Origin of the sequence: Ruegeria sp. SCP11, assembly GCF_040329455.1 — a bacterium.
Classification (GTDB): Bacteria; Pseudomonadota; Alphaproteobacteria; order Rhodobacterales; family Rhodobacteraceae; genus Ruegeria; species Ruegeria atlantica_E.
Genome location: NZ_JBDZYG010000007.1, coordinates 231941 through 257618, shown reverse-complemented (window position 1 = coordinate 257618; position 25678 = coordinate 231941). Strand labels below are relative to the sequence as shown.

At 55.2% G+C, this 25678-nt stretch carries 30 protein-coding genes and 1 tRNA gene; 8 read left to right on the top strand and 23 right to left on the bottom strand.

The genetic code is table 11. From position 1 onward, the window contains the following. Positions 1-15: 15 nt before the first annotated feature. The 3 genes from ABLN94_RS13290 to ABLN94_RS13280 form a co-directional block, all read right to left on the bottom strand. Positions 16-936, bottom strand: a complete 921-nt coding sequence (locus tag ABLN94_RS13290) for a sugar ABC transporter substrate-binding protein (RefSeq protein WP_352993025.1) — start codon at positions 934-936, stop codon at positions 16-18. 125 nt (positions 937-1061) lie between these two features. Continuing rightward, a complete protein-coding gene (gene iolG / locus ABLN94_RS13285; protein WP_352993023.1) occupies positions 1062-2075 on the bottom strand; it encodes an inositol 2-dehydrogenase in 1014 nt (337 codons plus the stop codon). 113 nt (positions 2076-2188) lie between these two features. Beyond that, positions 2189-2386, bottom strand: a complete 198-nt coding sequence (locus ABLN94_RS13280; protein ID WP_170488969.1) for a hypothetical protein — start codon at positions 2384-2386, stop codon at positions 2189-2191. A gap of 581 nt (positions 2387-2967) precedes the next feature. On the opposite strand from ABLN94_RS13280, the gene ABLN94_RS13275 reads away from it, so the two are divergent. Continuing rightward, on the top strand, positions 2968-3138 hold the full coding sequence (locus tag ABLN94_RS13275) for a hypothetical protein (RefSeq protein WP_352993021.1): 171 nt from the start codon (positions 2968-2970) through the stop codon (positions 3136-3138). 423 nt (positions 3139-3561) lie between these two features. Here ABLN94_RS13275 and ABLN94_RS13270 read toward each other — a convergent pair whose 3' ends face one another. From ABLN94_RS13270 to ABLN94_RS13250, 5 genes are all read right to left on the bottom strand, one after another. After that, complete coding sequence (locus tag ABLN94_RS13270; protein WP_352993019.1) at positions 3562-4194, bottom strand: hypothetical protein; 633 nt, start codon at positions 4192-4194, stop codon at positions 3562-3564. 51 nt (positions 4195-4245) lie between these two features. Then, positions 4246-4470, bottom strand: coding sequence for a thermonuclease family protein (locus ABLN94_RS13265; RefSeq protein WP_352993017.1), 225 nt, complete (start codon positions 4468-4470; stop codon positions 4246-4248). A 111-nt stretch (positions 4471-4581) separates the two neighbouring features. Continuing rightward, a tRNA-Arg gene (locus ABLN94_RS13260) sits at positions 4582-4658 on the bottom strand. Between the two features lie 21 nt (positions 4659-4679). Beyond that, entirely contained in the window at positions 4680-5156 is a 477-nt protein-coding gene (locus ABLN94_RS13255) for a GNAT family N-acetyltransferase (protein ID WP_352993015.1), read from the bottom strand. A gap of 1 nt (position 5157) precedes the next feature. Continuing rightward, on the bottom strand, positions 5158-5469 hold the full coding sequence (locus tag ABLN94_RS13250) for an ETC complex I subunit (protein ID WP_170488963.1): 312 nt from the start codon (positions 5467-5469) through the stop codon (positions 5158-5160). Positions 5470-5621: 152 nt separating this feature from the next. Here ABLN94_RS13250 and uvrB point away from each other — a divergent pair, with 152 nt between their 5' ends. Next, positions 5622-7808 (top strand): excinuclease ABC subunit UvrB, encoded by a 2187-nt coding sequence (gene uvrB / locus ABLN94_RS13245; RefSeq protein WP_352993013.1) that lies wholly within the window; start codon positions 5622-5624, stop codon positions 7806-7808. Between the two features lie 592 nt (positions 7809-8400). Here the strand turns inward: uvrB and ABLN94_RS13240 are convergent. Then, positions 8401-9108: a biosynthetic peptidoglycan transglycosylase gene (locus tag ABLN94_RS13240; protein ID WP_352993012.1), complete on the bottom strand. Its 708-nt coding sequence runs from the start codon at positions 9106-9108 to the stop codon at positions 8401-8403. A 156-nt stretch (positions 9109-9264) separates the two neighbouring features. Between ABLN94_RS13240 and ABLN94_RS13235 the strand changes: the two genes are divergently transcribed. Next, a complete protein-coding gene (locus ABLN94_RS13235; RefSeq protein WP_352993010.1) occupies positions 9265-9972 on the top strand; it encodes an ORF6N domain-containing protein in 708 nt (235 codons plus the stop codon). On the opposite strand, the gene ABLN94_RS13230 is transcribed toward ABLN94_RS13235, so the two are convergent. From ABLN94_RS13230 to ABLN94_RS13220, 3 genes are all read right to left on the bottom strand, one after another. After that, positions 9969-10322 carry an MmcQ/YjbR family DNA-binding protein gene (locus ABLN94_RS13230; protein WP_352993008.1) on the bottom strand — a complete coding sequence of 118 codons (354 nt, stop codon included), beginning with the start codon at positions 10320-10322 and terminating at the stop codon, positions 9969-9971. The two genes, ABLN94_RS13235 and ABLN94_RS13230, sit on opposite strands and share 4 nt — an antisense overlap. Positions 10323-10386: 64 nt before the next feature. Beyond that, positions 10387-10677, bottom strand: coding sequence for a hypothetical protein (locus tag ABLN94_RS13225; RefSeq protein ID WP_170386063.1), 291 nt, complete (start codon positions 10675-10677; stop codon positions 10387-10389). Between the two features lie 98 nt (positions 10678-10775). Next, positions 10776-11198 (bottom strand): excalibur calcium-binding domain-containing protein, encoded by a 423-nt coding sequence (locus ABLN94_RS13220; protein WP_352993006.1) that lies wholly within the window; start codon positions 11196-11198, stop codon positions 10776-10778. Positions 11199-11324: 126 nt separating this feature from the next. On the opposite strand from ABLN94_RS13220, the gene ABLN94_RS13215 reads away from it, so the two are divergent. After that, positions 11325-11828: a HugZ family protein gene (locus tag ABLN94_RS13215; RefSeq protein WP_352993005.1), complete on the top strand. Its 504-nt coding sequence runs from the start codon at positions 11325-11327 to the stop codon at positions 11826-11828. Here ABLN94_RS13215 and ABLN94_RS13210 read toward each other — a convergent pair. Beyond that, the gene (locus tag ABLN94_RS13210; protein ID WP_170488941.1) at positions 11813-12220 is read right to left on the bottom strand and encodes a universal stress protein; all 408 of its coding nucleotides are present in this window, start codon (positions 12218-12220) and stop codon (positions 11813-11815) included. The two genes, ABLN94_RS13215 and ABLN94_RS13210, sit on opposite strands and share 16 nt — an antisense overlap. Before the next feature lie 65 nt (positions 12221-12285). Further along, positions 12286-12612 (bottom strand): antibiotic biosynthesis monooxygenase family protein, encoded by a 327-nt coding sequence (locus ABLN94_RS13205; protein ID WP_352993003.1) that lies wholly within the window; start codon positions 12610-12612, stop codon positions 12286-12288. 124 nt (positions 12613-12736) lie between these two features. On the opposite strand from ABLN94_RS13205, the gene ABLN94_RS13200 reads away from it, so the two are divergent. Next, positions 12737-13420, top strand: a complete 684-nt coding sequence (locus ABLN94_RS13200; protein ID WP_352993001.1) for a hypothetical protein — start codon at positions 12737-12739, stop codon at positions 13418-13420. Between the two features lie 44 nt (positions 13421-13464). On the opposite strand, the gene ABLN94_RS13195 is transcribed toward ABLN94_RS13200, so the two are convergent. The 5 genes from ABLN94_RS13195 to phhA all read right to left on the bottom strand — a co-directional run bounded on the left by ABLN94_RS13195 (position 13465) and on the right by phhA (position 19202). After that, complete coding sequence (locus ABLN94_RS13195) at positions 13465-15753, bottom strand: glycosyl hydrolase family 28-related protein (protein WP_352993000.1); 2289 nt, start codon at positions 15751-15753, stop codon at positions 13465-13467. 141 nt (positions 15754-15894) lie between these two features. Then, positions 15895-16296, bottom strand: coding sequence for a DUF4864 domain-containing protein (locus tag ABLN94_RS13190; RefSeq protein WP_352992999.1), 402 nt, complete (start codon positions 16294-16296; stop codon positions 15895-15897). 48 nt (positions 16297-16344) lie between these two features. After that, the gene (locus tag ABLN94_RS13185) at positions 16345-17919 is read right to left on the bottom strand and encodes a lysine--tRNA ligase (protein WP_352992998.1); all 1575 of its coding nucleotides are present in this window, start codon (positions 17917-17919) and stop codon (positions 16345-16347) included. Positions 17920-18040: 121 nt separating this feature from the next. Further along, entirely contained in the window at positions 18041-18394 is a 354-nt protein-coding gene (locus tag ABLN94_RS13180; protein ID WP_352992996.1) for a 4a-hydroxytetrahydrobiopterin dehydratase, read from the bottom strand. A gap of 7 nt (positions 18395-18401) precedes the next feature. Further along, positions 18402-19202 (bottom strand): phenylalanine 4-monooxygenase, encoded by an 801-nt coding sequence (gene phhA / locus ABLN94_RS13175; RefSeq protein ID WP_352992994.1) that lies wholly within the window; start codon positions 19200-19202, stop codon positions 18402-18404. A 110-nt stretch (positions 19203-19312) separates the two neighbouring features. On the opposite strand from phhA, the gene ABLN94_RS13170 reads away from it, so the two are divergent. Then, positions 19313-19780 (top strand): Lrp/AsnC family transcriptional regulator, encoded by a 468-nt coding sequence (locus tag ABLN94_RS13170; RefSeq protein WP_352992993.1) that lies wholly within the window; start codon positions 19313-19315, stop codon positions 19778-19780. Positions 19781-19863: 83 nt separating this feature from the next. Further along, positions 19864-20286, top strand: a complete 423-nt coding sequence (locus ABLN94_RS13165) for a tellurite resistance TerB family protein (RefSeq protein ID WP_352992991.1) — start codon at positions 19864-19866, stop codon at positions 20284-20286. Between the two features lie 2 nt (positions 20287-20288). On the opposite strand, the gene dacB is transcribed toward ABLN94_RS13165, so the two are convergent. From dacB to ABLN94_RS13145, 4 genes are all read right to left on the bottom strand, one after another. Further along, positions 20289-21767 carry a D-alanyl-D-alanine carboxypeptidase/D-alanyl-D-alanine endopeptidase gene (gene dacB, locus ABLN94_RS13160; RefSeq protein ID WP_352992989.1) on the bottom strand — a complete coding sequence of 493 codons (1479 nt, stop codon included), beginning with the start codon at positions 21765-21767 and terminating at the stop codon, positions 20289-20291. A gap of 66 nt (positions 21768-21833) precedes the next feature. Next, positions 21834-22454, bottom strand: a complete 621-nt coding sequence (locus ABLN94_RS13155; RefSeq protein ID WP_352992987.1) for a nicotinate-nucleotide adenylyltransferase — start codon at positions 22452-22454, stop codon at positions 21834-21836. Between the two features lie 120 nt (positions 22455-22574). After that, positions 22575-23426: a hypothetical protein gene (locus ABLN94_RS13150; RefSeq protein ID WP_352992985.1), complete on the bottom strand. Its 852-nt coding sequence runs from the start codon at positions 23424-23426 to the stop codon at positions 22575-22577. Between the two features lie 268 nt (positions 23427-23694). Then, positions 23695-24165 carry an MOSC domain-containing protein gene (locus ABLN94_RS13145; protein ID WP_352992983.1) on the bottom strand — a complete coding sequence of 157 codons (471 nt, stop codon included), beginning with the start codon at positions 24163-24165 and terminating at the stop codon, positions 23695-23697. Positions 24166-24268: 103 nt separating this feature from the next. On the opposite strand from ABLN94_RS13145, the gene ABLN94_RS13140 reads away from it, so the two are divergent. Further along, positions 24269-25138, top strand: a complete 870-nt coding sequence (locus tag ABLN94_RS13140) for a KAP family P-loop NTPase fold protein (protein ID WP_352992981.1) — start codon at positions 24269-24271, stop codon at positions 25136-25138. The last annotated feature ends 540 nt before the right edge of the window (positions 25139-25678 follow it).

Below are 25678 nucleotides of genomic sequence, written 5' to 3'. Positions count from 1 at the left end.
CTTTGTCCGACGGGCTTAGCGGATGCCCTGCGACGACAGGTCGATCACCTGAGCAGCCTTTTCCTGAGTGACCAGGTTCGGACCCGAAGGCACGTTGCCACCCGGCATCAGGCCGTATTTCGCGTGCAGGCCCATGAAGTTCACTGCCAGGTAGCCCTGCAGGTATTGCTGCTGATCGATGGCAAAAGCCGCGTCGCCATCCGCGATCGACTGCAGGAAGTTCGCCGAAAGGTCGAACGAGGCCACGTTCACGTCGCGTCCCGATGCTTTGACCGCTTCAACGGTCGGTTCACCGGCCGAGCTGGCACCCAATGCCATGACAGTGTCTACATCTTCGTTCGCGGCCAAAGCAGCGGCGACCTTCGACTCGATTTCCGACGGATCGTTCGATGTCGGCAGCACTTCGATATTGCCACCGAACCCTTCGGCAAAGCCCGCACAGCGCAGGTCAAGTGCAACGTTGCCCACCTCGTGGTTCACACAGATCGCAGTTTTGCCGCCCATCGAGGCCAGCGCCTCACCGGCGGCTTTACCCGCGTCGAATTCGTCCTGACCAACGTGCAGCAGCGCACCCAGGTCCTTGGAGACGTCCGACCCCGAGTTTATCGAGATCACTGGGATACCGGCCTCAACCGCGCGTTCGATTGACGGCCCAAGTGCGTCCGCGTCGGGGATCGAGACGATCAGCCCGTCAGGTTCCTGGTTCACGGCAGCGTCGATCAGCTGCGACATGGCCACCATGTCAAAGGTTTCGGGTGCGCGGTATTCCACATTCACGCCGACATCCTTGCCCGCCTGTTCCACGCCGTTTTTCACAACGTTCCAGAACGCGTCATTTGCCTGACCGTGCGACACGACTACGATTTCCTGTGCAAACGCAGGCGTAGCCAAGGCCAATGCGCCAGCAGCCAATGCGCCTTTTACGAACTTATTCATTTGGTTTCCTCCCATAAGAACAGTTTGTCTTTTTTGTCGGGGTCTCAGCCCCAATCATTCGGACGGGCCGAATCTCCTCCACTCCGGGAATCTGGTGGAGCTTTCTCCAGTTTCCGGATATCTGCTCATTTTGCAACCGGTTTCAAAACATCAACCATCGCCACCGGCTGCCCGGATTGCGCCGAACGGGTTGCTGCCTCGGCCATAGCAAGGGCGGCAACACCATCCTCAAGCGTCACCGGCATCGCGGAACCGGACTGCACAGCCTGAACAAACGCATCCCATTCAGCTCGGTAGGCAGGCATATAGCGTTCAAGGAAAAAGTAGGTCGGCTTTGCCCCGGTGACGCCATCAGATGTCGACTTGACCACCGCGTTTTCCAGAATGTTATGGGCCTGCAACAGACCACCTGACCCCAATATCTCGATCCGCTGATCATAGCCATAGACAGCCCTCCGCGAGTTCTTGATCACCGCGATCTGACCATCCGCATAAGTCATTGTCACAACGGCAGTATCCACATCCCCTGCCTGACCAATTTCAGGATCTACAATCGACGTACCTACGGCTGAAATCTGCACCGGCAACTGGCCCATCAGATAGTTCGCCATGTCGAAATCATGGATCATCATGTCCCGGAACAAACCGCCTGACACCTTGATGTAACTGACCGGTGGGGGCGCCGGGTCAAAGGAAGTGATCGACAGCATCTCGGGCCTGCCGATTTCACCCTGATCGGCCGCAGATTTCAGAGTGGAAAAGCTGGGGTCAAACCGACGATTGAAACCCACCATCACCGGCTGGCCAGTTTCCGCCGCCACCAATTGGCAAGCCAGAGCCCGTTCAAGGCTGAGATCAACGGGTTTTTCACACAAAACGGCCTTACCGGCCTGCGTTGCAGCCTCGATCAGGTCAGAATGGGTGTCAGTCGGCGTTGCAATAAGAACCGCATCAATCGACCGGTCCGCAATGATCTCCATGGAGTCCCGCACGGTTGCCCCCTGTTCGGAAGCAAGGCTTTCAGCCGCATCGGAAATCGCGTCAGACACTGCGCAAAGCTGGCTGTGAGGATGCGCGCCGATGGCCTGTGCATGTACGCGCCCAATACGCCCGGCGCCAAGCAATCCGATTCTGAGCATGGAGGCCTCCCGATTCTTTATTTCGGGGACACCATGAGTCTCTTTGCAACCGGTTGCAAGATTTTTTTCACAAGGACGACTGGAGTAAAGTAATCCGCTGGGTCTTCAAAAACTCAGTTTGGACGTACAGCGACCAGAACAACGTTTAGTTCGTCCTCCAAAGCCTGCAACTTCTGGAGGTCTTCCTTAGGCAGAGTAGCTGAATCCGTATCCACAGCGGCAAGTGCCACAACCGGGCTGCCGATTTCTTTTTCAAGCGCCCGGACAGCGTCCAGTTTATCGGCTTCTAACGTTGCAATTGGGTAAAGCATGTGAGTCTCCTGTCGACTAATGGCAGCGAGTATAGCCGATTTCCGCGGTTTTTCGGAGTGAGCTGGATTGCGCCAAACTTAGGAAACTGGATATCGTCTGCCTTGAAGAAAGCACCGACACCCCAAATGGGTCGAGTTTCTTGTCGTTAAGCTGGCGATCCCTGAAGGGCAGCGCTTTTTATTTTAAATCAAATAGTTACTTCGTAAAATCACCGCGCCCCTCCCATTGATTTTCAATGGTTTTTTCGGGCGGTTGTAAAACCCTATTCCTCTACACGTTCGCACTGCCGAAAAGGGTTCACATCCACATAAAAGGACAGGGTGGCCCTGAACAGGTCAGAGGTTTCGGCGTGGCTGCACTTGGAGCATCTGGCGGGGAATCGGCGCGCGGCCATGTGAGGCTCTATAGCCTTGGCGCTGCGGGTCATTCCGGTGTGGTCGCAGTTGGGGCATGTGAGGTAGAGGACGTGCATACCTCAGATATGCGGCAGGCAGGGGGAAGCGGCAAGCGCCCTCTTTTTTGGATTTTTGGCCAACTTATGGCATACTCACTACCCCTGTCTGTTTTTTAGGTGGTTGTTATGTTGGTTGAGTATGGAGTCACTACGGGCAATGCCGCCAGTTTTGCTGGCTCTGACTACGGCGGGTTTAGTCTTTCATCTATGATAGGCTTTTTCGAGGCCAATCCCGTCCTTGCACTGTTTGCCGGTATCGGGCTGTTTATCCTGGCTCGGATGCTGTTTGCCCGGTGAGGTTGGCCGCTCCTTATTGTTGAAGATATAGATTCAGCTACTATCTCTGCCGTGTATTTAACAAGTTGGAGGGATTTGACATGCTTGGATATGACACAGTCACGAACTCTTCTGGTAAACTTATCTTAACCCACGGCGGCAGATATGTCGCAAATACCATCGGCTTTAAAGCCGGTGCTGTCGCAGCATCCCCTTACTTACTTGCCATAGGTGTAGCCTGGTTGGCCTACTGCTGGTACACGAGCGAGGATTCCTGACCGACTTACCGTTGCTCCAGTCTTGCCAATAACGCTCGCTCTATTTCCAGTTAGCGCTCCGCTACAGCGCGGCGCTCATCGTCTGTGCAGTCGGCAAGCTCCGCTTCAATCTTTGCCATGTAGCGTTCATAGGATTGGCGAATGGCTGGCTTCATGGTTGCTCCCTTTAGTGAACTAGTAGGCTTGTAGCGTCAGGTAAGGCCTGTGCTTGTGCAGAACACACCAACCAGTCGACTCGCGCAAAAACCGCCATAAAAAGGAAACTCAAAGGAACAACAACTTCGATCAAAATAGAAACAGCATAATCGATATAAGTTTTTGCTGATGCGTAAGCTTCGGCCCGTTTGATCCCTCTCTCTTGAATTCTGTGAATCGCATCCCCCTCCTCTCTAAATTTATCTTTTCCGGCTGCAAAAACCTCATCGTGATTTGGGTCGGTATTTGACAGGCTTTCGAAAAAAGCACTCTTACGAGCTTCCATTTCGCGCATGCTTGATAGCATACGTTCGTCCAGCAAACGGACTTGTTCATCCCGAAGTTTTTCGTTCTCATTAGCTACAGCGAGGAAGCGAAACAAAATTCCCGACTGAAACAGTCTTATGCCAAACAAAAATGCGTATCCGTATAGAAGCAACCGGACTAGTGAAAGCAGCTCTTGTGAAGAAATGCGGACTTTCAGACCGAGAAGCGTAACATCTGAAAACTCAACGATGCATTGACTGAGAAAAATGTGCATCACGGAGACAATAATAACTGCACGACCTGCTTTCACGTGGTCGTTGTGATCCAAAATTGACACTCGCTTCTATTCCTAATTCTTTCGTAGCCGCCTCAACGACCTAACAACGCCCTATCTACAATACCCGGCCTGCCGTAACCGTGACTTAGCCGCCGAGGTTTCTAAGTGCCTGTATCGACCACCTGAATACCGGGCGCAATCCAAAGCGTGTCCTGCGGCAATAACTGCAGCCCCTACGTCCTGACCATCCGCCTGGCAGATACCCACCCAGCGATCATAAGTGCGCTCGCCGTTCAGGTCACATGTGACGGTCTTGCCGTCGAGATAGTCCACCATCCAGCGCTTAGCATCCTGCCCCGATTCCGGAAAAGAACAAGTGCAGAACATGTAAAGCCATCCCGGGGCTGGGTGTAAACTTTGTTATTTTTCAACAGCTTAAAGTGATACTGGCGATCCCTGAAGGACTCGAACCCTCAACCTGCTGATTAGAAGTCAGCTGCTCTATCCAGTTGAGCTAAGGGACCGCTCAGCCCTTCTTGCGGTTTTTACGGGCGGGGTTCAAGACCCAAGCGCATGAAGGCTGAATTCGGATCGGTTTCATATCCAAAGATCGGCCCGCAATAGGAATAACCCAGCGCCTCGTAGAGTTTTCGGGCCGCATCATATTCCGGTAGATGCGCCGCGCCGGTCTCCAGAACCAAGGCTGACAGACCTTCGGCTCGCGCGAGTTCTGCCAGGTATTCCATCATCGCACGTGCCAGACCTCGTCCGCGGGCTTGCGACAGGACATGCACCGACTTCACCTCTGCCGTACCATCCGGCAACATTTTGAGCGCACCGCAGCCCACTGGCTGCCCATCGTCGTACATCGCCCAGAACCGCATCCCCGGCCCGGCCAGCGCCTCGGCATTCATGGTGTGGTTGCTTTCCGCCGGCCCGGCGATTTCGCTGTGGGCAAAATGCGCCTGGACCACTGGGCGCAGCGCGTCCGAGGTTGGATCGGCCTCGCAAATGTTGATCAAGTCAGTGAGTCCAGGGCGCGCGCCGGTCGGTGGCAAAATTCTCGCCGTAACCACGGGCGCGCAGGTTGGGCTTGCGCTTGTGCGGTTCGCTGACCTGCGCGTCGATGCCGTTGTCCTTGGCGTAGTCCAGCGCCTCTTCCTTGGTGTCGAATTTCAGACGCACCTGAGTCTGCGTGTCACTGGAGGAGGTCCAGCCCATCAGCGGATCAACTTCTCGTGCGGACGCGGGGGCATATTCCAGCACCCACTTGCGGGTCTTGGCCATCCCCGAGGTCATCGCGTTTCGCGAAGGCTGGTAAATCCGTGCGCGCATGTCGCCTCTCCGTACTCACTTGGCTGAGCCTGTTTATGCGTCAGACGCGCTGCGCGGACAAGTCCGCAATTGTCGCAACTTAGAGCGTTTGAAATGCCCCCTTGAACAAGAACAAAAACAGATCAAAATCAGGCGCGAAAGGAATCCCCCTGATGGCCTATGCTCATTCCGACAAGACCCAACTGACTGCCGAGGACGTCCGCACCCGCCTAAAACTGGAAGGCGGCAAACAGTTCGTGATGCATACTGAGTTCTCTCCTGCGGGCGACCAGCCAACGGCGATCACGGAACTGGCCGGAGGCGTGCGCGACGGCGAGCGTGATCAGGTGCTGTTGGGCGCGACCGGGACCGGCAAGACCTTCACCATGGCCAAGGTGATTGAAGAAACCCAGCGCCCCGCCATTATCCTCGCGCCGAACAAAACACTCGCCGCGCAGCTTTATGGAGAGTTCAAAGGTTTCTTTCCGGAAAACTCGGTCGAATACTTTGTCTCCTACTACGACTACTACCAACCCGAGGCCTATGTACCGCGTTCGGACACGTACATAGAAAAGGAATCCCAGATCAACGAACAGATCGACCGGATGCGCCACTCGGCCACGCGAGCCTTGCTGGAACGGGATGACGTGATCATCGTCGCCTCGGTGTCCTGCATCTATGGTATCGGTTCGGTCGAGACCTATGGTGCGATGACGCAGGACCTGAAGGTCGGCAAGGATTACGACCAGCGGCAGGTGATGGCCGATCTGGTCGCCCAGCAATACCGCCGCAATGATCAGGCGTTTCAGCGGGGTTCGTTCCGGGTGCGCGGTGATTCATTGGAAATCTGGCCCGCCCACCTTGAAGACCGCGCCTGGAAGCTTTCCTTCTTTGGCGAAGAACTGGAACAGATCACCGAATTCGACCCCCTGACCGGTGAACGCGCCGCTACGATGGAGCATGTGCGGGTCTACGCGAACTCGCACTACGTGACGCCGAAACCGACGATGCAGCAAGCGATCATCGGCATCAAAAAGGAGCTGCGTATTCGGCTGGATCAACTGGTCGGCGAGGGCAAATTGCTGGAAGCGCAACGTCTGGAACAGCGCACCAACTTCGACCTTGAGATGCTCGAGGCCACCGGCGTCTGCAACGGGATCGAGAACTACTCGCGCTATCTGACCGGCCGCGCGCCGGGCGAACCGCCTCCAACACTGTTCGAATTCATCCCCGACAATGCCATCGTCTTCGCCGACGAATCCCACGTCAGCGTCCCGCAGATCGGCGGCATGTACCGGGGCGACTACCGGCGCAAGTTCACACTTGCCGAACACGGGTTCCGCCTGCCGTCCTGCATGGACAACCGCCCGCTGAAGTTCGAGGAATGGGACGCCATGCGCCCGCAATCCGTCTTTGTCTCGGCCACCCCGGCCAAATGGGAGATCGAACAGACCGGCGGCGTCTTCACCGAACAGGTGATCCGCCCCACCGGCCTCTTGGACCCCGAGGTCGAGATTCGCCCCGTGTCTATGCAGGTGGACGACCTGCTGGACGAGGTGCGCAAGGTCGCAGCCAACGGCTTCCGCACGCTGGTCACCACACTGACCAAACGCATGGCCGAGGATCTGACCGAATACCTGCACGAACAGGGCATCAAGGTGCGTTACATGCACTCGGATATCGACACGCTGGAACGCATCGAAATCCTGCGCGACTTGCGGCTGGGCGCGTTTGACGTGCTGGTCGGCATCAACCTGCTGCGCGAGGGGCTCGACATCCCCGAATGCGGGCTAGTCGCCATTCTGGACGCCGACAAAGAGGGCTTCCTGCGCTCGGAAACCTCGCTGATCCAGACCATCGGCCGCGCCGCGCGGAATGCCGATGGCCGCGTGATCATGTATGCCGACAAGGTCACCGGTTCGATGGAACGCGCGCTGGAGGAAACCAACCGCCGCCGCGCCAAACAGCTCGCCTATAACGAGGAGCACGGTATCACCCCCGAGACGGTGAAGAAGAATGTCGAGGACGTTCTGGCCGGTCTCTACGAAGGCGACGTCGACATGAATCGCGTCACTGCCACCATCGACAAACCGATGCACGGCGCCAACCTCGAGGCCCATTTGGACGGGTTGCGCGACCAGATGCGCAAAGCCGCCGAGAACCTGGAATTCGAAGAGGCCGCCAACATCCGGGATGAGATCAAACGTCTGGAAGCGGTCGATCTGGCCGTCGCCGACGACCCCATGGCGCGCCAATGGGCGGTCGAGAAAGCCTCGGAAGACGCGGTGAAATCGCGCGGACGGTCAACGGCTGGACGACCGGGGCAGCGGGGCGGTAATGTCAAACGACGGAAAAGATAAGCAAGGTTATTTGAATGAGTTTTTGGGAGACTTTGATATTAGGTGTTATCGCCGCTCTTGTTGGCTCGTTGCTTCAATACCGAAGTTGGCGGCATCAGCATCTCACTACCTTACGAAACAATGAACGAAAGGGCGCTCTGGATGTCGTTGAGTGTATATCTGACGACATAGACCAAAGACTCCTGGGCCAACTTAAGTTTCTAGCAATATGTGAGCAGAGGCACCCAAGCAGCGATGAACTAGGTGAGTATCGCCAAGTAGTTAATCAATGGATGAGCAAATTATCCGCTAATAAGGCAAAAATCTCGTTCTACTTTGACCGAGAAACTGCACGCGAATTTGAAAACAACATTCACAGCTCGCTCCGGTTGAGCTCTGATTTTATGCTACTTAGAGCTAGATATGGGTTAGAGCACCTGAGCAAAGATGATTTAAAGAGATTCCGGTCATCAAGGACGCGGGTCAATATTGCACGCCGAGAATGTTATAAGTTTCTGCAGGAATTAAATGATAGAATTGAATCTGGCCTAATTGGCACCACGCAAAGAATAAACAACCTAGAGATTGCCGACCTCGACTATATATCAAGCTCCTACTTGATAAAAAGGCTATTGGGAATACGGGCGTAATTTTTAAGAGCGTACTCGTATCTTGCTTTAGTTTTCTCTGCCCACTTTTCGCTTCCAGATACCTTTGCTATCTCAAAAAGTTCTTCCGGTGAGTAGCTTCTAAGATTGGAATCCACTTTTAGAACAACCGACTTTGGCACTGGTCGCGCAAACAGGGCCGCAACAAGGCAGGCCTCGTTTGGTGATAGGTTCGCTGCTCTCTTAGAAAAGAGTTTACGGCTGGCTACTTCTACTCCTTCCATCCTATAGCCCAAGTAGGCGAAGTGAATATAATAATGGAAAATCCTGTGCTTTGGCAGATGCGCATTTAATAGGGTGGCAAGGGTAAGCTCTCCTACCTTTCTTTGAATGGTTCTTTCATATCTGCTTCTAACAATACGTACAACTTGTTGGTCTATAGTACTTATCCCACCAAGCCTTTTTCCCATTAAAATTCTCCGTATTAGTCGGGGAATCATTCGAAGTTCCGCTCCATAGTGCGAAACAAATCTCCTGTCTTCTAAAAAGAGAATTGCCCTTTCAACATCAAACAAATACCTGTCACGGGGTGGTAGAGATCGACCCCACCAAAACCAGTAATCAGATTGAGAGTTTATGACAGCCACTGCGCTACTCAGGCTTTTATTTGCGTGAAGCAGCTTCTTTTTTATGTTTAGGTTTATTTTGACCATTGGAGTGCGCGATCTTATGTCTATGGATCTGAAATGAATTTGCCAAGGCTTAGCAAGACAGTGACGAGAAGCCAAGCACCCCAAAACTCCCCCCTTGCAGCCCAGCGCTCCCTCCTCCACGTTTGAAATCACAAATTGTGATTCCAAACGATTGCCATGGCGAACCCCAACACCCTGCCCAGCACGCATGAAGTCCAAAGCGCCATACACCGGGTGCGCGGCACCCGTGTGGTACTGGCCGAGGATCTGGCGCAGTTCTACGGAAAGTCCGTCAGCGCCTTCAATCAGGCCGTCTCGCGCAACAAGGACCTGTTCGAAGGCTATCGCTTTCAGCTGACCGATGCCGAAGTCGCCGATTTGCAATCACAGAATGTGATCTCAAAACCCAAGGGCCGTGGCGGGCGGCGGGTCAATCCTTGGGTCTATACCGATTACGGCGTGGCCATCGCCTCGGCCCTGTTCAAGGACCCTCGTGCGATCAAGATCACTCGGATGATCACCGAGGCGTTCGTGGACGGCGCAAACGCTCTGGCCGAAACCCCGCGCAGCGTGCCGGAAATCCTGCCGCCACAGGACGCCCCCGCCCCGCTGCTGCCCAATGGTGAACAACTGCGCGATTTGGCCGAAAACATTCTCGATTCCGGTCAGCAGAGCCTTGTCGACTATATCGCCAACCCCACCACCAAGCGTCAGCAGGCGGTGGCCGCGATCATGAAGACCTTGGCTGAAACTGCAGGCGAAGAGGTCCGGACCCAGCAGGAACGCCTGCGCCTGAACGTCGCCCAGCGTCTGGCCGCCGGTGACTATGCTGATGATGACGATCGCAAACAACTGCTGGAATTGCTGCACGCGATGAAGGGTTAAACCCCCAACTCGGCCCGCAGCTTCCTGGTCAGCTTGGCCACGACCAGATCATAAGACGTCACGATATGTTCGCGCAGTGAGGCATCACTCATCCCGCGTTCTTCATAAACCTGCAGCCACTTCATCCCCCGCGATGCCAGATAAGGCGCTGGGCGGATGCCGGGCTCATCACCGAGCACTTCAAAAGCCAGATCGGTGGCCTTGAAGGTGAAGGCATCGCGCCCCTCGTTCCAGCCGCAGATCGCAAAGACCTTACCACCCACCTTCCACACATCCGCATTGCCCCATTGCACCACATGGCTGGTGGCCTTGAGGCTGGCACAGAAGGTGTTGAATTCGTCTCGGGTCATGGCCCGATCTTGGCTTTCAATCCTAGCCAGGGCAACCTGTTAAGGTTGCCCAAATCTCAAAACCTTATCCCGTGTGCCAATGCGCCACCACGTCATACCCGACGGGCGATGGCGGGCCCTCCAGATACTCTGCAAATTGTCCCCAAATTTCCGCCACTTTGGGCGCGTTTGCGTTCGAGGTTTCTTCACTTTCCACCACGGAGACTACAAAGCCACTTCCATCCTCGTTCATCACATTGGTAAAGCAGTGCATACCCGGCATGCCCATAATCTCGGCTTTCAGGTCATTCAGCTTTGCCGTGGCCTCGTCGCGCGTGCCAGGCTTCATTTTATATTGGGTAACGCGTGCAAACATGATTTTCCTCGCTATCTGGGCGATGTCCCCCCAAAGACGGCCAAAACGGCGCGTCGGGCGCAGTGTATCACAGTCATGAGGTTTCTCTTAGAAACGGGTCAGGGGCGCACGAATTTGGCAGTACCAACCGAGCGTGATCTGGGCGTATCCGCTTGTTGTGGCAGCGTATTTTGGACAGGAACCAGCGCGACCTCACCACAGGCAATACCATCGCCGTCAGGATCGTTGCGGGCGTGATATCCCGGCTCGCCCGCCACAAACGGTCCCGGCACCAGTTTTTCGACCGCATCACACCCAGCCATAGCAATCAAGTGTATCAGAGCCTCTTCACGTTCGAATTCGGATGTGCGCAGGTAAACCCCCACAGCGATGACCATTGTTGTCATCGGCAGCATAAGGACCATCAACAAGATCCTAACCGGAGACACCGCACGCTTGCGCAGAGCCTCAGCCCGTTTGTGACGGCGCGAGAGGTCTGGATCGTGGGATACCAGTTCGGATATGGACCTGCGGTTGGGCATCTCTTTTTCTTAGCCCAGATTTGCGGCGAAACCGAGACCCAAACCCGAACTGAAACAATATCTCGCGGCGAAAGCACAATGCGGTTATCGTTTGCATGTTTCAAACACCTTGGAAACACGTAAGCGATGACGCAAACCAGCCCTTTTCGCCCGACCGATGACACTGCTCGCAATCTGGCACGCGACCTGATCGACACTGCAACCTATGGCGCCCTCGCAACGTTGCGCCCAGACCTCGGATTGCCCTCGGTATCGCGAGTCGCCCTGGCTACCGATATGCGCGGCGAACCAGTGACCTTGATCTCGACACTGGCCGATCATACCCGAGCCCTGCAATCCAACCCGGCTTGCGCCCTGTTGATCGGCGAGCCTGAAGAAACAGGCGACCCCCTGATCCACCCGCGTTTGACTTTACACGCAAAAGCCGTGTTCATCCCGCGCGACAGTGCGGAACATTCAGAACTACGCACACGATATCTGTCCTTACGACCCAAAGCGAAACTCTATGTCGATTTTGCCGATTTCGGGTTTGTGCGTTTCGAGCCCTTGGATGCCTTGCTGAATGGAGGCTTCGGCAAGGCATGGCGCCTTGCCCCCGCAGACCTGAAACCTGATCAGCGCACCACGTGAACAGCGCAAGCCGCGTGACGGACAACATGGTTCGTAGTTGAGCCCAGCAAAAGGTCCTGCATACCGGGTCGGTGTGATGCCATGATGATCAGATCGGGTTTATGTGTTTCGGCCCAATCCAGAATGGTTCGCCCGGAATGCCCTTCGATCACCACACCGGTGGCATTTGGCAGTTTGGAAGCCAAATCATCCAATTCAGTCTGCAGCGCTTTACGGGCTTCAGTCAGGTATTCAGGTGGCATGTAGGAAATCGCATAGTTCGGAATATGCTCGACCACATGCAACAATGTCACCTGAGCATCGGGTGTTGCCAGAATCTCAGCCAATTTCAGTGGACCGGAAATATCCCGTTCGGCATCGAAAGAAATGGGAACAAGAATGTTGTGATACATGACGCGCACCTCCGTTTTCCTTGGACCATCATCTGCGGTAATGGACGTTAAAGCTTTGATCCAAATCAGGAACTGCCAAATGTATCTGCGACATCATACATCACCGGCTCAAAGCTTTTGCACAGCTCGTTGATCTTGCGGTTGCGGTCACGCATCTCTGGTGTCCGAAGCATGGCCAAAAAATCCTCGCGACGCTCCCATTGAGAGTAGTTGGCAATCCGCGTCTGGGCGTCATTCACATGAAGCCCGGCAGAAATAAACCCTGGCTGTTTCGAGATAAACTCGGCATAGGCATCGGTCAGCGCTTCTAACAGATCGTGGCAGGTGCCAGGGGTCATTTCGAATGTGGTGATGACGGTCTGGACGCTCGCGTTCTTGGAAATTTTCGGCATCTGGATTCTCCCTTATCTTTCGTAAGCCTAACACAGGAATTGGAAAGGTCTCGTGTTTCCTTTCCAGATGAAGGCTCTTTGTTGGCTTCCAAAAAATGAACAAAATACTAACCATTAGTTAACCATGCTGGCTGATGCTGCGCGCATGCGCCGGGTTGTTTACCTTTTTCTTCTACTGTTTGCCGCCCCCCCGGCCTGGCCGGGAGCATGGCTGCGGGAACAGGATAAGGCCTTTACCGCGGCTTCGGTAACCGCTTTTAAAGATCCCAACGACACTTATGATTACAAAACAGCATTTTATGCGGAGTTTGGGTATAGGCCCAAGCTGACGATCGGACTGGACATCGAAGAGAACCGCGACCTCTACGGGCATGCGCTTTTGTTCGCCCGGCTCCCTGTTTCTGATTTTGGTAACTGGGGACGTCTCGCAGCCGAATTCGGGGCTGGTGCGCACCACAGGCAACGAGACGCCTGGGCGCTGTACAAGCTGACCCTTTCCTATGGAAAAGGGTTTCAATCCGGTTGGGGGAACGGTTGGGTGGCCGTTGATACCGCAGTAGAATATCGCACACATGACGCGGTCTTCCGCAAACTGGATATCACAGCAGGACTCTCTGCGGATCGGCTACTGAATCCTCTGATACAGTTGGAAACGACCTATACTCCTGACAAGCCGCTGTTCTGGAAAGCGCGCTCCTCGATCATGATCCGGCCCCGGAGCAGTAAGACCACTTGGGTTCTGGGCATTGAACGCAATCAGGCCCGCACTGATACGGGCCTGAAAATCGCACTGTGGACTGAGTTCTGAATGCGGTGAACTGATTATCCGGAACCAGGGCAACCACCCACTGGTCAGCGTTCCATTCGGATGATTGCAGAAACTTCTCCACGCACCGCTTCGGGCCACCGCAGGTTGATCGCATCCTTGTCCGCCCCCTTCTCCATTTCCGCGTAAGGGGTGGCAAACCTGGTCGTGCCAAAGACCGTTTTCAAAGGATCCAAAACAGTGACCGCATCGCAACTGCGCGCGAACCCGCTGAATGGCAATCTACCTCCAGCTTGAATCGCCCAGACACTAGAGGCCGAACTTTGCGTGTGTCGAACACGTAGTGGGTTGGCAACCTTCGTAGTGATCCCATGGAAGTTATTATCTTGGAACGTCACATCCCGATGCGCAAGTCGGTTAAGGTCAGCGAAAGTGGTGTCTACCCGTTCGGCACGGTCGATATTTCCGCTTGTTGAACGAAATTTATTCCCGGTCACCACAACACCGTTCAAGAAATGCCCAGCGCCGTGCGGACGAATGACAATGCAACTAAACCAAGGGGCAACTTCGCTGGAGTAGAAAATATTGTCGGTGATAGCCATTGAGCTGAACGAAAACCCGGCAGTGTAGACTGGGTCCGCGTCACGTTCATTGGTCCACTCGACAAAGCAGTTGTCGACATAGTTTTCCGAGATGGTTGAACTGTTGTAGGTCCCGATCATGATCATGCCAGCGCTGCGAACACCCTGAGGGATGCTGTCGCCTTGGAAGAAGTGATTTCCCAGGATCATGTTGTTCGTCCCGCCCAGAACAGCAAAGTGAAGGAATCGGACCGCCCGATTGTGACGCAGCTTTACGTCATTGGCCGTGGTGTTCAGTGCGATCGACTTACGGTCCGAAACGTTGAAGGACTCTTCTGTCGACAGGAACTGGCAATTGTCGATCAGCATGCCCTGACACCCTGTTCCGATCGAGGTGATCCCGCGGTCCTTGGGACGGCTGATGAAACAATCGGAAAGCGCAAAGGTGCTGCCTGAAGGGGCCAGCCGGATACCACTGCTACGGCCATTGCACTGAAACTCGATCTGTTCCATCCCGAATTTCCGCAATGTGCTGAAGCCGCTGAAGTCCAGCAGGTACTTGAAAACCTGAAAGGTAAAAGTCTGCGTGCCAGAGGCATCATAGATCGGTGCGTTCAGCGTGATCTCGCCCGCGCCTTCGTTCTTTGACCGAACATAGATCTCCCGCCCGACCCCATTGCCCTGCACCAACGCTCCGACTGGGATGTTGGCCACATTAGCAACGTTGGTCAGGCGGGTGGGATCAGCGGGGTTGTAGGTCGCAACCGAAGTGAACGTCTCGGCATCCCAGGCCGAGCTGCTTTTGACGTCGAACTGCCCGTTTCGGATCACGCGCCTAACTGAGTATCCGCCTTGCCGATTTGGAACGGCGGCGGCCATATCAATAGGTTCCGTGACCGACACCTTGCGCCCGCCCATGTCCAACGATTCATGGTCAGAGTTATTCAGCAGTGCCTGAAAGGCCTTTTTAAAGGCTAACATTTCGTCGCCAAACGCGTTGATATAGTTTGGTAAGTCGAAATTCTTGGTCAACAGCAACATCTTGTCATCGGGCATTGTCACGATGCCCTCAAAATCCATCTCGGACGCCATCGACGTGTTTTCTGCCAGAAAATATGTGCCCTCAGGCACAAAGACGCGACGCCCATTTGCGGCCTGATCTGCCGCCTCGAACGCGGCTGTGTCATCTGTTACGCCATCGCCGACAGCTCCGAAGTCACGCACATCAACGAGGCTGATCAGGTTTCTCAGGAAAACTCCGGTGACATCTGTGATCTCGATATCGTCTACACGAATAACAGCGCCATTCGCTCCGTCGATATCCAGACCAAAATGCCCGTATAGTGTTTGCACGCCCCAAGGCATGTCCACGCCGGGGCGTTGGCCAGTGCCGACAATGGCAGTAACCTCATGTACAGTGCCATAACCAGAGAGCTGAACGACCGGCCCTTGCTCGATTAGACCTGTGACTTGCACATCCCCTGCTCCGCCTGCCCAACCGGCGATACGCACCTCGGGCAATGGACCACTGATGGCTTTGACCCGCGCCGTGATCTGCAAATAACACCCCGGCAGCAGCGGCGTCTGGCCCATATAGCGCAGACTCTGAGTGGTGCTGACCTTCAGGATTTCCAAGCAACCACCGAAATCGGCATCAGCCGGGACAAACGCACCGGTGCCTGACCCATCATAGGTAGGCGAGCCAGACGTTCCGTCGCCGCTGGACCACACGTTCAGACCGTTCGCGAAAGCAGGCGGCATGAACACGATGCCGTCGGTGATTGCCTTGTTCATAGAAATCCCTTTCCCAATCGCGCGTGGTGACCTGCCACGCGCATAAATCCAGTGCCCGGAGACAGCGCGCCCCGAACGCAAAAGCCTGAGTATCGAAGAGGGATTAACCGCCACTCATGTCACCGTGACGGTGGTGTTGCGTCAGGCCGCCGGGTCCGAGTGCCCCAGAAGCTGCACGCCGTTGATCTTCCAGCCGGTTTCAAGCGGCACCATCTGATAGTCAAGGATATGGACCCGACCGCCGCCGTCGGTGATCATTACCTTTTGCCACAACGCACCAGCCACTTCGCGCAATTCGAGAAACCGCACGTCGGCCGGACGCCAGACCATTGGGTAGCCGCGTTTGACCATGACCCCGAAATTCTCGGGCGTCTGGAACAGACGCTGAATATTCGGGCTGGCAAAGGTAAAGGCGGTGGTAAAGTCGTCCGCCTTGAAAGCTTGAATCTGCGCCGAAATATTCGCCTCGATCTCGTCACTCTGTGCAAACGCACCCGAAGCCAAACCGGCGCACAGGGATAATGCAAAAACAAAACGACGCATGGGGTCACCTCCTGTCGAAAGGGTAGCCCCACGCGGTATCAGGTCAAATCAGACCAGTTCTCCGGCCAACGCCTTTTCGATTAGCGCAATGGTTTCTGGCACACCGTAGAGCGCGATGAAGCCACCGAAACGCGGCCCCTGCGACGCGCCAAGCAGCACCTCATAAAGAGCCGTGAACCAGCCACGCATCGGGTCAAACCGCTCGCGCCCGATGGAGTAGACCACCGATTGCAGCGCCTCGTCCTCGACGGGACCGTCATAGGTTTCAAGCGCAGCTTTCAGTGCCTCCAGCGCTTCACGCTCCTGATCCGTTGGCGCGCGGTGCTGACGGGTCGGCTTCACGAAATCGTTGAAGTACCGCACGGCAAACCCTGCCGCCTGATCCAGATCAGGATGGGTTTCCGCCGTCGCCTCGGGCGCATAGCGACGGATGAAGCCCCACAGAGCCTCTTTGTCCTCGGCCCCAGAAACAGACGCAAGGTTCAGCAACATTGCAAACGGCACCATCAGCGTGGATTCCGGCACGTCTCCGCCGTGGATATGCCAAACGGGGTTGTTCAATTGATTCTTCAGCTCCTGCCCCGGATAGGCGCGTAGCTGTTGGTGATATTCATCTACCGCCTTTGGGATCACGTCGAAATAGAGGCGCTTTGCCGTCTTGGGCTTTTGATACATGAAGTAGGACAGGCTTTCGGGCGCGGCATAGGTCAGCCACTCTTCCATCGACAGGCCGTTGCCTTTCGACTTGGAAATCTTCTGCCCCTGCTCGTCATTGAACAGCTCATAGCTCAACGCCTCGGGCGGCTGCTTACCCAGCGCCCGGCAGATTTTCGACGATTGCGTGACAGAGTCGATCAGATCCTTGCCCGACATCTCATAATCCACGCCCAGCGCGGCCCAGCGCATGGCCCAGTCCGGCTTCCACTGCATTTTGACGTTACCGCCGGTGACCGGGATCTCGACCTTCTCGCCATCGGGCTCCTGATAGACGATCGTACCTTTGGCGACGTTGCGCTCCAGTGTCGGCACCTGCAGCACATGGCCGGTTTTCGGACTGATCGGCAGGAAACAGGAATAGGTCTCACGCCGCTCGGGTCCGAGGGTCGGTAGCATGATCTCCTGAATCTTGTCGAACCGCTCCAGTGCGGTCAGCAGCGCCTCATCGAACTTGCCACTGGTGTAGTAATCAGTGGCCGAGGCAAACTCGTACTCGAACCCGAAACTGTCCAGGAAATCGCACAGCATCGCGTTGTTGTGCTGGGCAAACCCTTCGTGCGTGCCGAACGGGTCACGTACTTTGGTCAGCGGCAGATGCAGGTCTTCTTTCAATTCTTCCTGCATCGGTACGTTGGTCGGCACCTTGCGGAACCCGTCCATGTCATCCGAGAAACAGATCAGCTTGCTCGGAATGTCGCTGATCTGCTCAAATGCGTGACGCACCATCGACGTCCGCGCGACCTCACCAAAGGTGCCGATATGCGGCAGACCCGAGGGGCCATAGCCGGTCTGAAACAGCACATATCCCTTTTCCGGAGCCGCTTTCTGATAGCGTTTGAGCACCCGGCGCGCCTCTTCGAAAGGCCAGGCCTTAGACGACATCGCGGTTTCACGCAGTTCAGACATCAGATTTGCTCCATCGGGAAAAACAGCGCCGGTCGCCCTATGCAACCGACCGACCCCTCCTATTGTGCCGGTGCAGCATGAGTCAATAAACTGTAGGGTTTTTCCTGATGAGAAGGCCGCTTTACGCGGTCAATCGGTCAAGTTTAGCGGCCCAGATGAAATCATTCTCGCTCAGACCACCGATTTCATGCGTGGTTAGTTTGACATCCACATAACCCCAGCCAAAGGAGACGTCCGGGTGATGGCCTTGCTGATCGGCCAACCACGCACAGAGATTGGCCAGGTAAGTCGCCTTTGCGAAGCCTTTGAACTTGTAATGACGGCTCAGGGCCTTTGCGTCCGCGTCCAGTTTCCAATCTGACGTAAGCTCGGCCATGTGAGTATTGGCCTCGTCCCGGGTCAAAGCCGGGACGCCGCCAGAACAGGGCACGCAGGTGCGGTCCGATAGGCTGCAGGTTTCTCCTGTTAGGGTCATGATCCGTTCACTCCGCTGCGGTTGTTTTTTCCGGGAACTTGTTGGGCAGCAACCCAAGGGACTGCGCCTGACGCACATCGGCAAGCAGGTCGCGGTCGGCGGCTGCAAACAGCTCCTCTGGCGAGTTTAGCACGAAATAGCCCATCTGGTGCATGTCGATCCGATAGGGCGTGCGCAAAATTGTCATGATATCAAACGGGTCGCGGTCGGGAATTTCGCTTTCAACGGCGTAAACCAATTCTGTGGGCGAGGACGCAAGCCCCGATCCCAGCGCCTTGATCTCACCGTCCTGACGACGAAGACCGAACTCAATCGAGAACCAGTACAACCGGATCAGCCAGGAGTAATCCTTGTCACCGGCCTGAACCCCGGCCTTCCCGATGGCATGACTAAAGGCGGCAAAGCGCGGATCGCTCAATAGCGGGGTATGGCCGAAGATTTCATGAAATATATCCGGCTCTTCAATATAGTCGAAATCTTCACGCGACCGGATGAAGGACGCGGCCGGGAACACCCGGTCGGCCAGCATGCCAAAGAAGGTCTTGAACCCGATCAGCGCCGGAACGGGCTGAACTCGCCATCCAGTCATATCCAGCAACCTCTCCGAGATATCCGCGCATGAGGGAACGCGGGTTTTCGGCAGGTCCAGTCGTTTCAGCCCCTCAAGGTAATCGCGCGCCATATAGCGCTGCACGTTCTCCTGCTGCGCGGCATAGAGGTCTGCCCAGATGGCATCCTCCTCTGGTGTATAGACGATGTGGCCACGATCATCGGCCACCTTGGCGACATACTTAGTCGACTTTGGCATTACTTTTTCCTCCTCAGGGAAAAGTATAGCCATGCAGCCCGATGGTTTTGGTTTGGTTTTGTAGTGATTTTGGATAAATTTGGAGAATATATATCGTAGGATCATGTTTTATGAAACAAACTCTTCAACCTGCGGACATCGCCATTTTGCAAGAGCTTCAAGCCGATGGCCGATTGTCGATGCAGGACCTCGCGGATCGCACCAGCCTTTCAGCATCGCAATGCTGGCGGCGTGTGCGTGATCTTGAGGCGTCTGGCGTGGTCTCTGGGTATACGGCGCAGGTCCGGGCCAAATCAGTCGGCCTCGATGCCATCGCCTATGTTCACGTCGCCTTGCGCGACCATCAAGAGGACAACATCACGTCATTCCTGCGATTGGTTGAGACCGAACCGCAGATCGTCGAATGCGCCTCCATTACCGGGGATCATGACTTCATCCTGAAGGTTTACGCCAAGACGCCCGAAGACCTCGAACATTTCATCATGCAGCGTCTACTGAAATCTGGTTTGGTGCGTGACACACGCAGCAATTTCGTGCTGCGTCAGACCAAAACACGCGGGCCGTTGCCCATTCTCTGACCGGGCAAGCGGCGAAATCCGTTGAACCTGCCCGCCAGCCCTCCTATCGTGCGAGCGCGAAAAAGCCCAATCAGGACGACACCATGACCGAACAAGTACCCCACCCGATGTCCCCACAGGATTGCCTTGTTGCGATCATGGTTGCGGTTTCTGCGTCAGATGAGACCATCCGCACGGCCGAGTTGGTCAAAATCGAGGGCGCGGTCAACATGCTGCCGGTGTTTGCCGAATATGATATCGACCGCACGCGCCGGGTGTCGCAAACCGTGTTCGACCTGTTCGAACAAGAGGACGGGCTGGACGCCCTGTTTGGACTGATCCGCGAAAACCTGCCCGAGCGGCTCAACGAAACAGCCTATGCGCTGGCCTGCGACGTGGCAGCGGCGGACGGGTCACTTGCGGAAACTGAGCTGCGGTTGCTGGAAGAGATTCGCTATGAGTTGAGCATCGACCGCCTGCACGCGGCCGCAATCGAGCGCGGCGCACGCGCACGCCACACGACCTGAGATTAGCTGCCGGCCAAAGCTCCCCAGCGTTCGATCAACGCCCGCTGGAGTTTACGTGACCTGCTGTTCCAACTGCGCGCACCATCGGGACGCTCGCGCAGCGCTCGAGGGATGGTTGCGCGACGCTTAACGTCAGCGGTAAAGATGGCAAAGGCCAGTTCCGAGCCATCCGGCGCAGTGATGAACCCGCCCAGTCCCGACACGAAATTCAGCGTCCCGGTCTTGGCATCCACCTTTATCGGGTGGTCCTTGACAGGACGGCCCTGACTATCAGCCAGCGTGAACTTTTTCAGCAACGGGCGCAAAGCCCCATCCTTCCGCGCTGCCACAAGGGCCGCCACCAGAGCCTCAGGCGCCATGCGTGAAGCATCCCCCAAACCCGAATGGTCCACCATAGCAACGCCGGTCACGCCATAGGTCTCAGCCGCCCAACGGTTCATTTCCATGGCTGAATCGGCCAAGCTACGAATATCTGCACCACGCGCTTTCGAGGCCGCCATCCCGACCATCTCGGCTGTCACATTGGTCGAGTATTTTAGCATGCCACGCAGGATACTCTCTAGTGGGTCACTCTGGTGCACTACCAGAACAGTCCCCTCCGGCGTTTCCCGCGTGATCTGTACGCGGCCCAACACAATACCGTTGGCACGCGCCAAAGTCCGAAACACATCACCCGCATAAAGCGCAGGCTTGCGAACAGGCAACCACCGCGCGCCGCCATTACCAAGCGCACCTCTGGCCACGGACCAGCGATCCTGCCGCGCGCTAGGCTGATAGGTGTAGATCGGTAAACTACGCTTTTCGACCCGCATCGACGCCATATCCACTGACGGCGTGTAACGGGCAGTCCGGGCGTCCATAGTCACCTTGTAGTTGGCACCTGCGCGTTTCCATTCGAAATGCACGCGATTGAAATTCAACGCGATGCCACTGATGGCTGGGCTATACCCCAGATGATCCGGCTGACCCGGATCAATGCTGAACACGTAAGGCAACGCTCCATCATATACTTTGAAAGCACCGCGCACTTCGGTGATGCCCGCCTCGCGCAGATTGGCCGCCATCGTCGCAAGATCATCGGTGTCCAGCAGGGGGTTCCCGCCGCCCACAAGGATCAAGTCTCCTTCCAGAATTCCGTTCTCAATTGGACCGTCCGCTATCAACGCTGTCTCGAACCGGTAATCCGCGCCTAATACGTCCAGCGCATAGAGCGCGGTCAGCGCCTTTGCGACACTGGCAGGCGGCAATCCCTGATTACCTCCAAATGCCTCAAGCTGAGTACCGGTTTCCACATCAGCCACAGCAAAGACAACTTCGCCGCGCAGCCCAGCCGCTTGGATCAGGCGTTCAGCCCCGCTGGGAAGATCCCCGCGCAACTGCGGGCGCAACGATTGCACGGGGGCTTCGGCCAAGGCCGCACCCGACACAACCGATGCCCCAAGACCTGCCAGAAATAAACGACGCGAAATACGATCAACCATGGGCCAATTAAAATCCCAGAGATCTCAGGCAAACAACCATTGAATGGGATTATGCGCCCATGGGGGCTATTCAGGCAACACCTCGCCGCCCCATCCCCCGCGCGTTCTTATCTCGGTCGAGCTGACATCCACCATCGGCACATTGACAAAACACCACGCCGGAGCTTGCGCCCGCCCCAGTAAATGCCGCGCCTGGCCGTCGATGCGGTATTTAGCGTAAAGCCTTGCAGCAGGCGACATCCGAGCAGAGATTCGATCTCCCGGCCGTGCCATCACACCCACCGACACGCTGTCCATGATCAGCCGCCAGTCTTTCCATTTATGGAATTGCGCCAGATTGTCGGCCCCCATCAGCCACACAAACCTCACCTGAGGGTACAACCGCTTCAGGGCTGCCAACGTATCGGCTGTTGCGCGCGTTCGCGTTAGGGCTTCAATATCCGTGATTTCCACCCGAGGATGCTTCATGACCTCATGGGCTGCACGCATACGCCTCGCAAGCGGCGCAGGACCCTGCACCTTGAGCGGATTTCCCGGTGACACCAGCCACCAAACCCGGTCCAGCCCAAAGGCCTTCATCGCCTCAAGCGTTACGTGTACGTGGCCCCGATGCGGTGGGTCGAAAGACCCGCCGAACAAACCAATGACCTGCCCAGGTCGTGCGTATGGGATCGTGCTGCGCAACATCCCCTGCTGATGTTCAAAGAAATTGACGCTTGTCAATCACATAGGATCGGCGGCCAGACCAAGAGAATTAACTGCTCCAGTCGACCTGCCGCCCCACTCAAAGTAAACGTGCTGCCAGTTTCAACCCGTTCCGTGTGGATCATCTTTGGAAAACCGCAAGCCCGAAACTAATGCATAGACCAACAGGCAACAGAACCCGAACAGTTTCATCCCATCTTCGATAACCACGCGATACGCGCCAAAATGATGCTCTAGAACAGTATCAATCGCAATGGAGCCGACGAAGAATAGGGCCGTGGCGGCCAAGAAACTGTTTTCGAACCAACTCTGCCAATAAAAGCTAAGACACACGATCGCCCCCAGAAATGTCGCATAGAAAACGACAAATTTTCTTTGATGCTCTTCATGTAATCTGTACAGGTCATCCAGTGTGACAACAGTTGCGAAACAGAAGCCGAGCAAACAAAGAAGTACACCACCATCCAGTTTCCTAACGTTCAATGCCCGTTGAATTGCCGCAAATCCAAAAATTGCAGCAGCTGCCATGGTAACCAAATTGCCCAATAACGAAACTGCGCCCGCTTCCGAGCCACAGCAACCAGCGATACTTCCTGTCCTGTCCATCCTCTGGAATGCTACATTGAGCGGGTCTCGCAAAAGATCACCGGGCTCCCACCACGGTTGAGCAACTGTTCCGATCATCACCACCAAAGGAAAGCCAAACGCAATCACTCCGAGGCACAGGATCAACCATCTTGGACGTGCGTTTTCGATCGAGACTGCCCTTCTATCCGGCGCGTACTCCCGCTCCACCAAATTCCAGAAAAAGACGAGGCAAACGGTTGATATCGAAATGTACAGCCAAGTTCTTGGTGACAAGTCCAAAAGGGGTAAACCCTGTCTCGACAGGATTGTTGCCAGCATTAACAGAACTGGAACCCCAATCAACGACGACTTTAGGATACGCTTCACTCGTAACTCCTTGAACAAAAACTTTAAAAAACCCCCAAGATCCCAAGCAAACTGGTTTGAGTATAACACGGAGACTCAAAATCACTACTTCGTTTGTCTCTAGGCAGTGGAATCCGAATTAACCCCTGATGATTGGGGTAAACGTCGTCTGGAACTCTCAGTTGTGTCCTCTAACCGGCACGTTTTCGACCTATCTGGATCCGCCAGGGTGGCACCTTTGGAATACCGTATCGCTCCATCCCTTGATGAAGTTCAGAACTCAGACGGTTTACAATTCAACAGGTTGTACGGGGTCATCCAGTCGGACACGCCCAGGCCGCACCACTTCGGCGCACCAGCCGCCATGCCCGCGTACGGCAGAGTAACCGCCCTTTCCCAACACCTCTTCCATCCGGCTGCACGGCGCACAGATAACGGTATAACGCAGAATGGCCTCGCCCACCTGCACCTCGCGCCCCTTGAGCGCCGCCAGATTGATCCCTGACACCACCAAATTGCGCCGCAGGATTTCGGGGGCAACCGACCCCTGCCCGAGATAGGATCCAATCGCCGCCAGATGCTCTTGCTGGATCACAGTCACCGCCCGTTTGCCTGCGCGGCTGCGGTCACCGTCCAATCCATCGGCAGAGACCATGACCTCGTCCACAACAGTCATCTCCGACCGTCGCTCGGGCCGCAGCCCGATCCATTCGACACGTCCTGGCTGCGCCCAGCCGGCAATGAGATTTTTCAAGGACATCAAGGGCTCCGAGATTATCACACCTACCCTCATCTAGCAGTCTGGCCGTTCCCGCGGCAGCCGCTAATAGTAGCGCTGATAGATTTGTGAATTGGAGCTAGACATGCGCCTGACCATCCCTGACCCCAAGATTGAGCTTTATGAAGATGGCTTTGCCGCCTACGACAAACTCTCTCGAAAACCGACTGGTGACAAACTTTCGGAACTGGTCAAACGCATCGATGACCCACTTGTGATCGCTCTGGACGGAGCGTGGGGGTCCGGCAAATCGTTTTTCCTGAAATGCTGGGTGGGCGAGCATCTGAAGCGCGATGGGACCACTACTCAAACGGTCTATTTCGATGCGTTCAAGCATGATTTTTTGGATGATCCTCTTGTTGCCTTGACCGGAGCAATTGCTGACCGGTTCCGGAAACCGGAGGGCAAACAACATGAACAGAACCAGAAGCTGACACAACACCTCAAGAAAACTGCTTGGGCTGTGAGCAAAGCTGCCGGGCGCATTGGACTATCTGCTGTCACTTTCGGCGCCACTGAAATACTCAGCGACCTGGGTGATGAAATCGCGCAGGCCGTGAGTGATAAAGCCAAAGCTTTCCTCAGTAAGGAAACGGGAGACAAACAAGCGGAACAATTCTGGGACGCACATCAGGCGAAAATTGCGGCAATGGACGCATTTCGCCTTGCTTTGACGGAGTTGACTGAACCCAAAGAGGAAAACGGCAACGAAAGACCCACGAAGAAGCTCGTGATCGTGGTAGACGAGTTAGATCGCTGCCGTCCTGACTACGCGCTGTTGCTGCTGGAAACCATCAAACACTTCTTCAACGTAGATGGAGTACACTTCGTTCTTGGTGTCAATCTGGAACAACTACAAAACAGTGTCAAAGCAAGGTACGGAAGTGGGACAGAAGCTGAAGCATATCTTCAAAAGTTCTATTCCTTGAAGTTAAAACTGCCTAGAATGATCTAGTACACGCAAGACTATTTACATTATTTCAATTTTGCATCTGCCCAAATGCAGATACCCATCCCGATACACAAAACCACGCGCGCCCTTTTAGGATTGTACTCTGGCCCCCTGCCGATGACTCTAAGGACCATTCAAAGGATTTTGTCAGTTCTCGCCTTGATTCCACCTAACAGACCTCAACACATTTCCGATGAGATTCTGGTAACTATGGCGATTACAAAAGTTTGCGCTTCTCACACTTACGAGCTGATGAGAGAGAACAAGTTAACACCACAAGATCTGCAACAAGTTTTTCGCTTCGATCAAAGTGATCTTGCGTCATGGACTCGTGTCTTGAGGGCTGCTCGCGGTCATCAAGAGGTATTTGGTCCGAGTACACTATTGATACCAGAGAACCTTCTCCCGGAATTCTGCGAAGAGTATCTGGAGGTCTTTGACTCTAGCGCACTGCAAATCAGATAGTGGGTCACAATCATCCACGATTGCCCCCACCAACCGCATCCGCTATCACACCGCCCAACTCAATTTCCCCGACCCAGA

Bases quoted from the DNA above. Each gene is read 5' to 3' on its own strand.
- ABLN94_RS13200 (WP_352993001.1), top strand. From the start codon at position 12,737: ATGCTGGCTGATGCTGCGCGCATGCGCCGGGTTGTTTACCTTTTTCTT.
- ABLN94_RS13205 (WP_352993003.1), bottom strand. From the start codon at position 12,612: ATGCCGAAAATTTCCAAGAACGCGAGCGTCCAGACCGTCATCACCACA.
- ABLN94_RS13185 (WP_352992998.1), bottom strand. From the start codon at position 17,919: ATGTCTGAACTGCGTGAAACCGCGATGTCGTCTAAGGCCTGGCCTTTC.
- ABLN94_RS13155 (WP_352992987.1), bottom strand. From the start codon at position 22,454: ATGTTGCGCAGCACGATCCCATACGCACGACCTGGGCAGGTCATTGGT.
- iolG (WP_352993023.1), bottom strand. From the start codon at position 2,075: ATGCTCAGAATCGGATTGCTTGGCGCCGGGCGTATTGGGCGCGTACAT.
- ABLN94_RS13290 (WP_352993025.1), bottom strand. From the start codon at position 936: ATGAATAAGTTCGTAAAAGGCGCATTGGCTGCTGGCGCATTGGCCTTG.
- ABLN94_RS13220 (WP_352993006.1), bottom strand. From the start codon at position 11,198: ATGCCCAACCGCAGGTCCATATCCGAACTGGTATCCCACGATCCAGAC.
- ABLN94_RS13140 (WP_352992981.1), top strand. From the start codon at position 24,269: ATGCGCCTGACCATCCCTGACCCCAAGATTGAGCTTTATGAAGATGGC.
- ABLN94_RS13145 (WP_352992983.1), bottom strand. From the start codon at position 24,165: ATGTCCTTGAAAAATCTCATTGCCGGCTGGGCGCAGCCAGGACGTGTC.
- ABLN94_RS13180 (WP_352992996.1), bottom strand. From the start codon at position 18,394: ATGACCCTAACAGGAGAAACCTGCAGCCTATCGGACCGCACCTGCGTG.
- ABLN94_RS13195 (WP_352993000.1), bottom strand. From the start codon at position 15,753: ATGAACAAGGCAATCACCGACGGCATCGTGTTCATGCCGCCTGCTTTC.
- ABLN94_RS13210 (WP_170488941.1), bottom strand. From the start codon at position 12,220: ATGTATCACAACATTCTTGTTCCCATTTCTTTCGATGCCGAACGGGAT.
- ABLN94_RS13190 (WP_352992999.1), bottom strand. From the start codon at position 16,296: ATGCGTCGTTTTGTTTTTGCATTATCCCTGTGCGCCGGTTTGGCTTCG.
- phhA (WP_352992994.1), bottom strand. From the start codon at position 19,202: ATGCCAAAGTCGACTAAGTATGTCGCCAAGGTGGCCGATGATCGTGGC.
- ABLN94_RS13170 (WP_352992993.1), top strand. From the start codon at position 19,313: ATGAAACAAACTCTTCAACCTGCGGACATCGCCATTTTGCAAGAGCTT.
- ABLN94_RS13240 (WP_352993012.1), bottom strand. From the start codon at position 9,108: ATGGTCAAAATAAACCTAAACATAAAAAAGAAGCTGCTTCACGCAAAT.
- ABLN94_RS13265 (WP_352993017.1), bottom strand. From the start codon at position 4,470: ATGGTGGACTATCTCGACGGCAAGACCGTCACATGTGACCTGAACGGC.
- ABLN94_RS13235 (WP_352993010.1), top strand. From the start codon at position 9,265: ATGGCGAACCCCAACACCCTGCCCAGCACGCATGAAGTCCAAAGCGCC.
- uvrB (WP_352993013.1), top strand. From the start codon at position 5,622: ATGGCCTATGCTCATTCCGACAAGACCCAACTGACTGCCGAGGACGTC.
- ABLN94_RS13225 (WP_170386063.1), bottom strand. From the start codon at position 10,677: ATGTTTGCACGCGTTACCCAATATAAAATGAAGCCTGGCACGCGCGAC.
- ABLN94_RS13230 (WP_352993008.1), bottom strand. From the start codon at position 10,322: ATGACCCGAGACGAATTCAACACCTTCTGTGCCAGCCTCAAGGCCACC.
- dacB (WP_352992989.1), bottom strand. From the start codon at position 21,767: ATGGTTGATCGTATTTCGCGTCGTTTATTTCTGGCAGGTCTTGGGGCA.
- ABLN94_RS13280 (WP_170488969.1), bottom strand. From the start codon at position 2,386: ATGCTTTACCCAATTGCAACGTTAGAAGCCGATAAACTGGACGCTGTC.
- ABLN94_RS13275 (WP_352993021.1), top strand. From the start codon at position 2,968: ATGTTGGTTGAGTATGGAGTCACTACGGGCAATGCCGCCAGTTTTGCT.
- ABLN94_RS13215 (WP_352993005.1), top strand. From the start codon at position 11,325: ATGACGCAAACCAGCCCTTTTCGCCCGACCGATGACACTGCTCGCAAT.
- ABLN94_RS13250 (WP_170488963.1), bottom strand. From the start codon at position 5,469: ATGCGCGCACGGATTTACCAGCCTTCGCGAAACGCGATGACCTCGGGG.
- ABLN94_RS13165 (WP_352992991.1), top strand. From the start codon at position 19,864: ATGACCGAACAAGTACCCCACCCGATGTCCCCACAGGATTGCCTTGTT.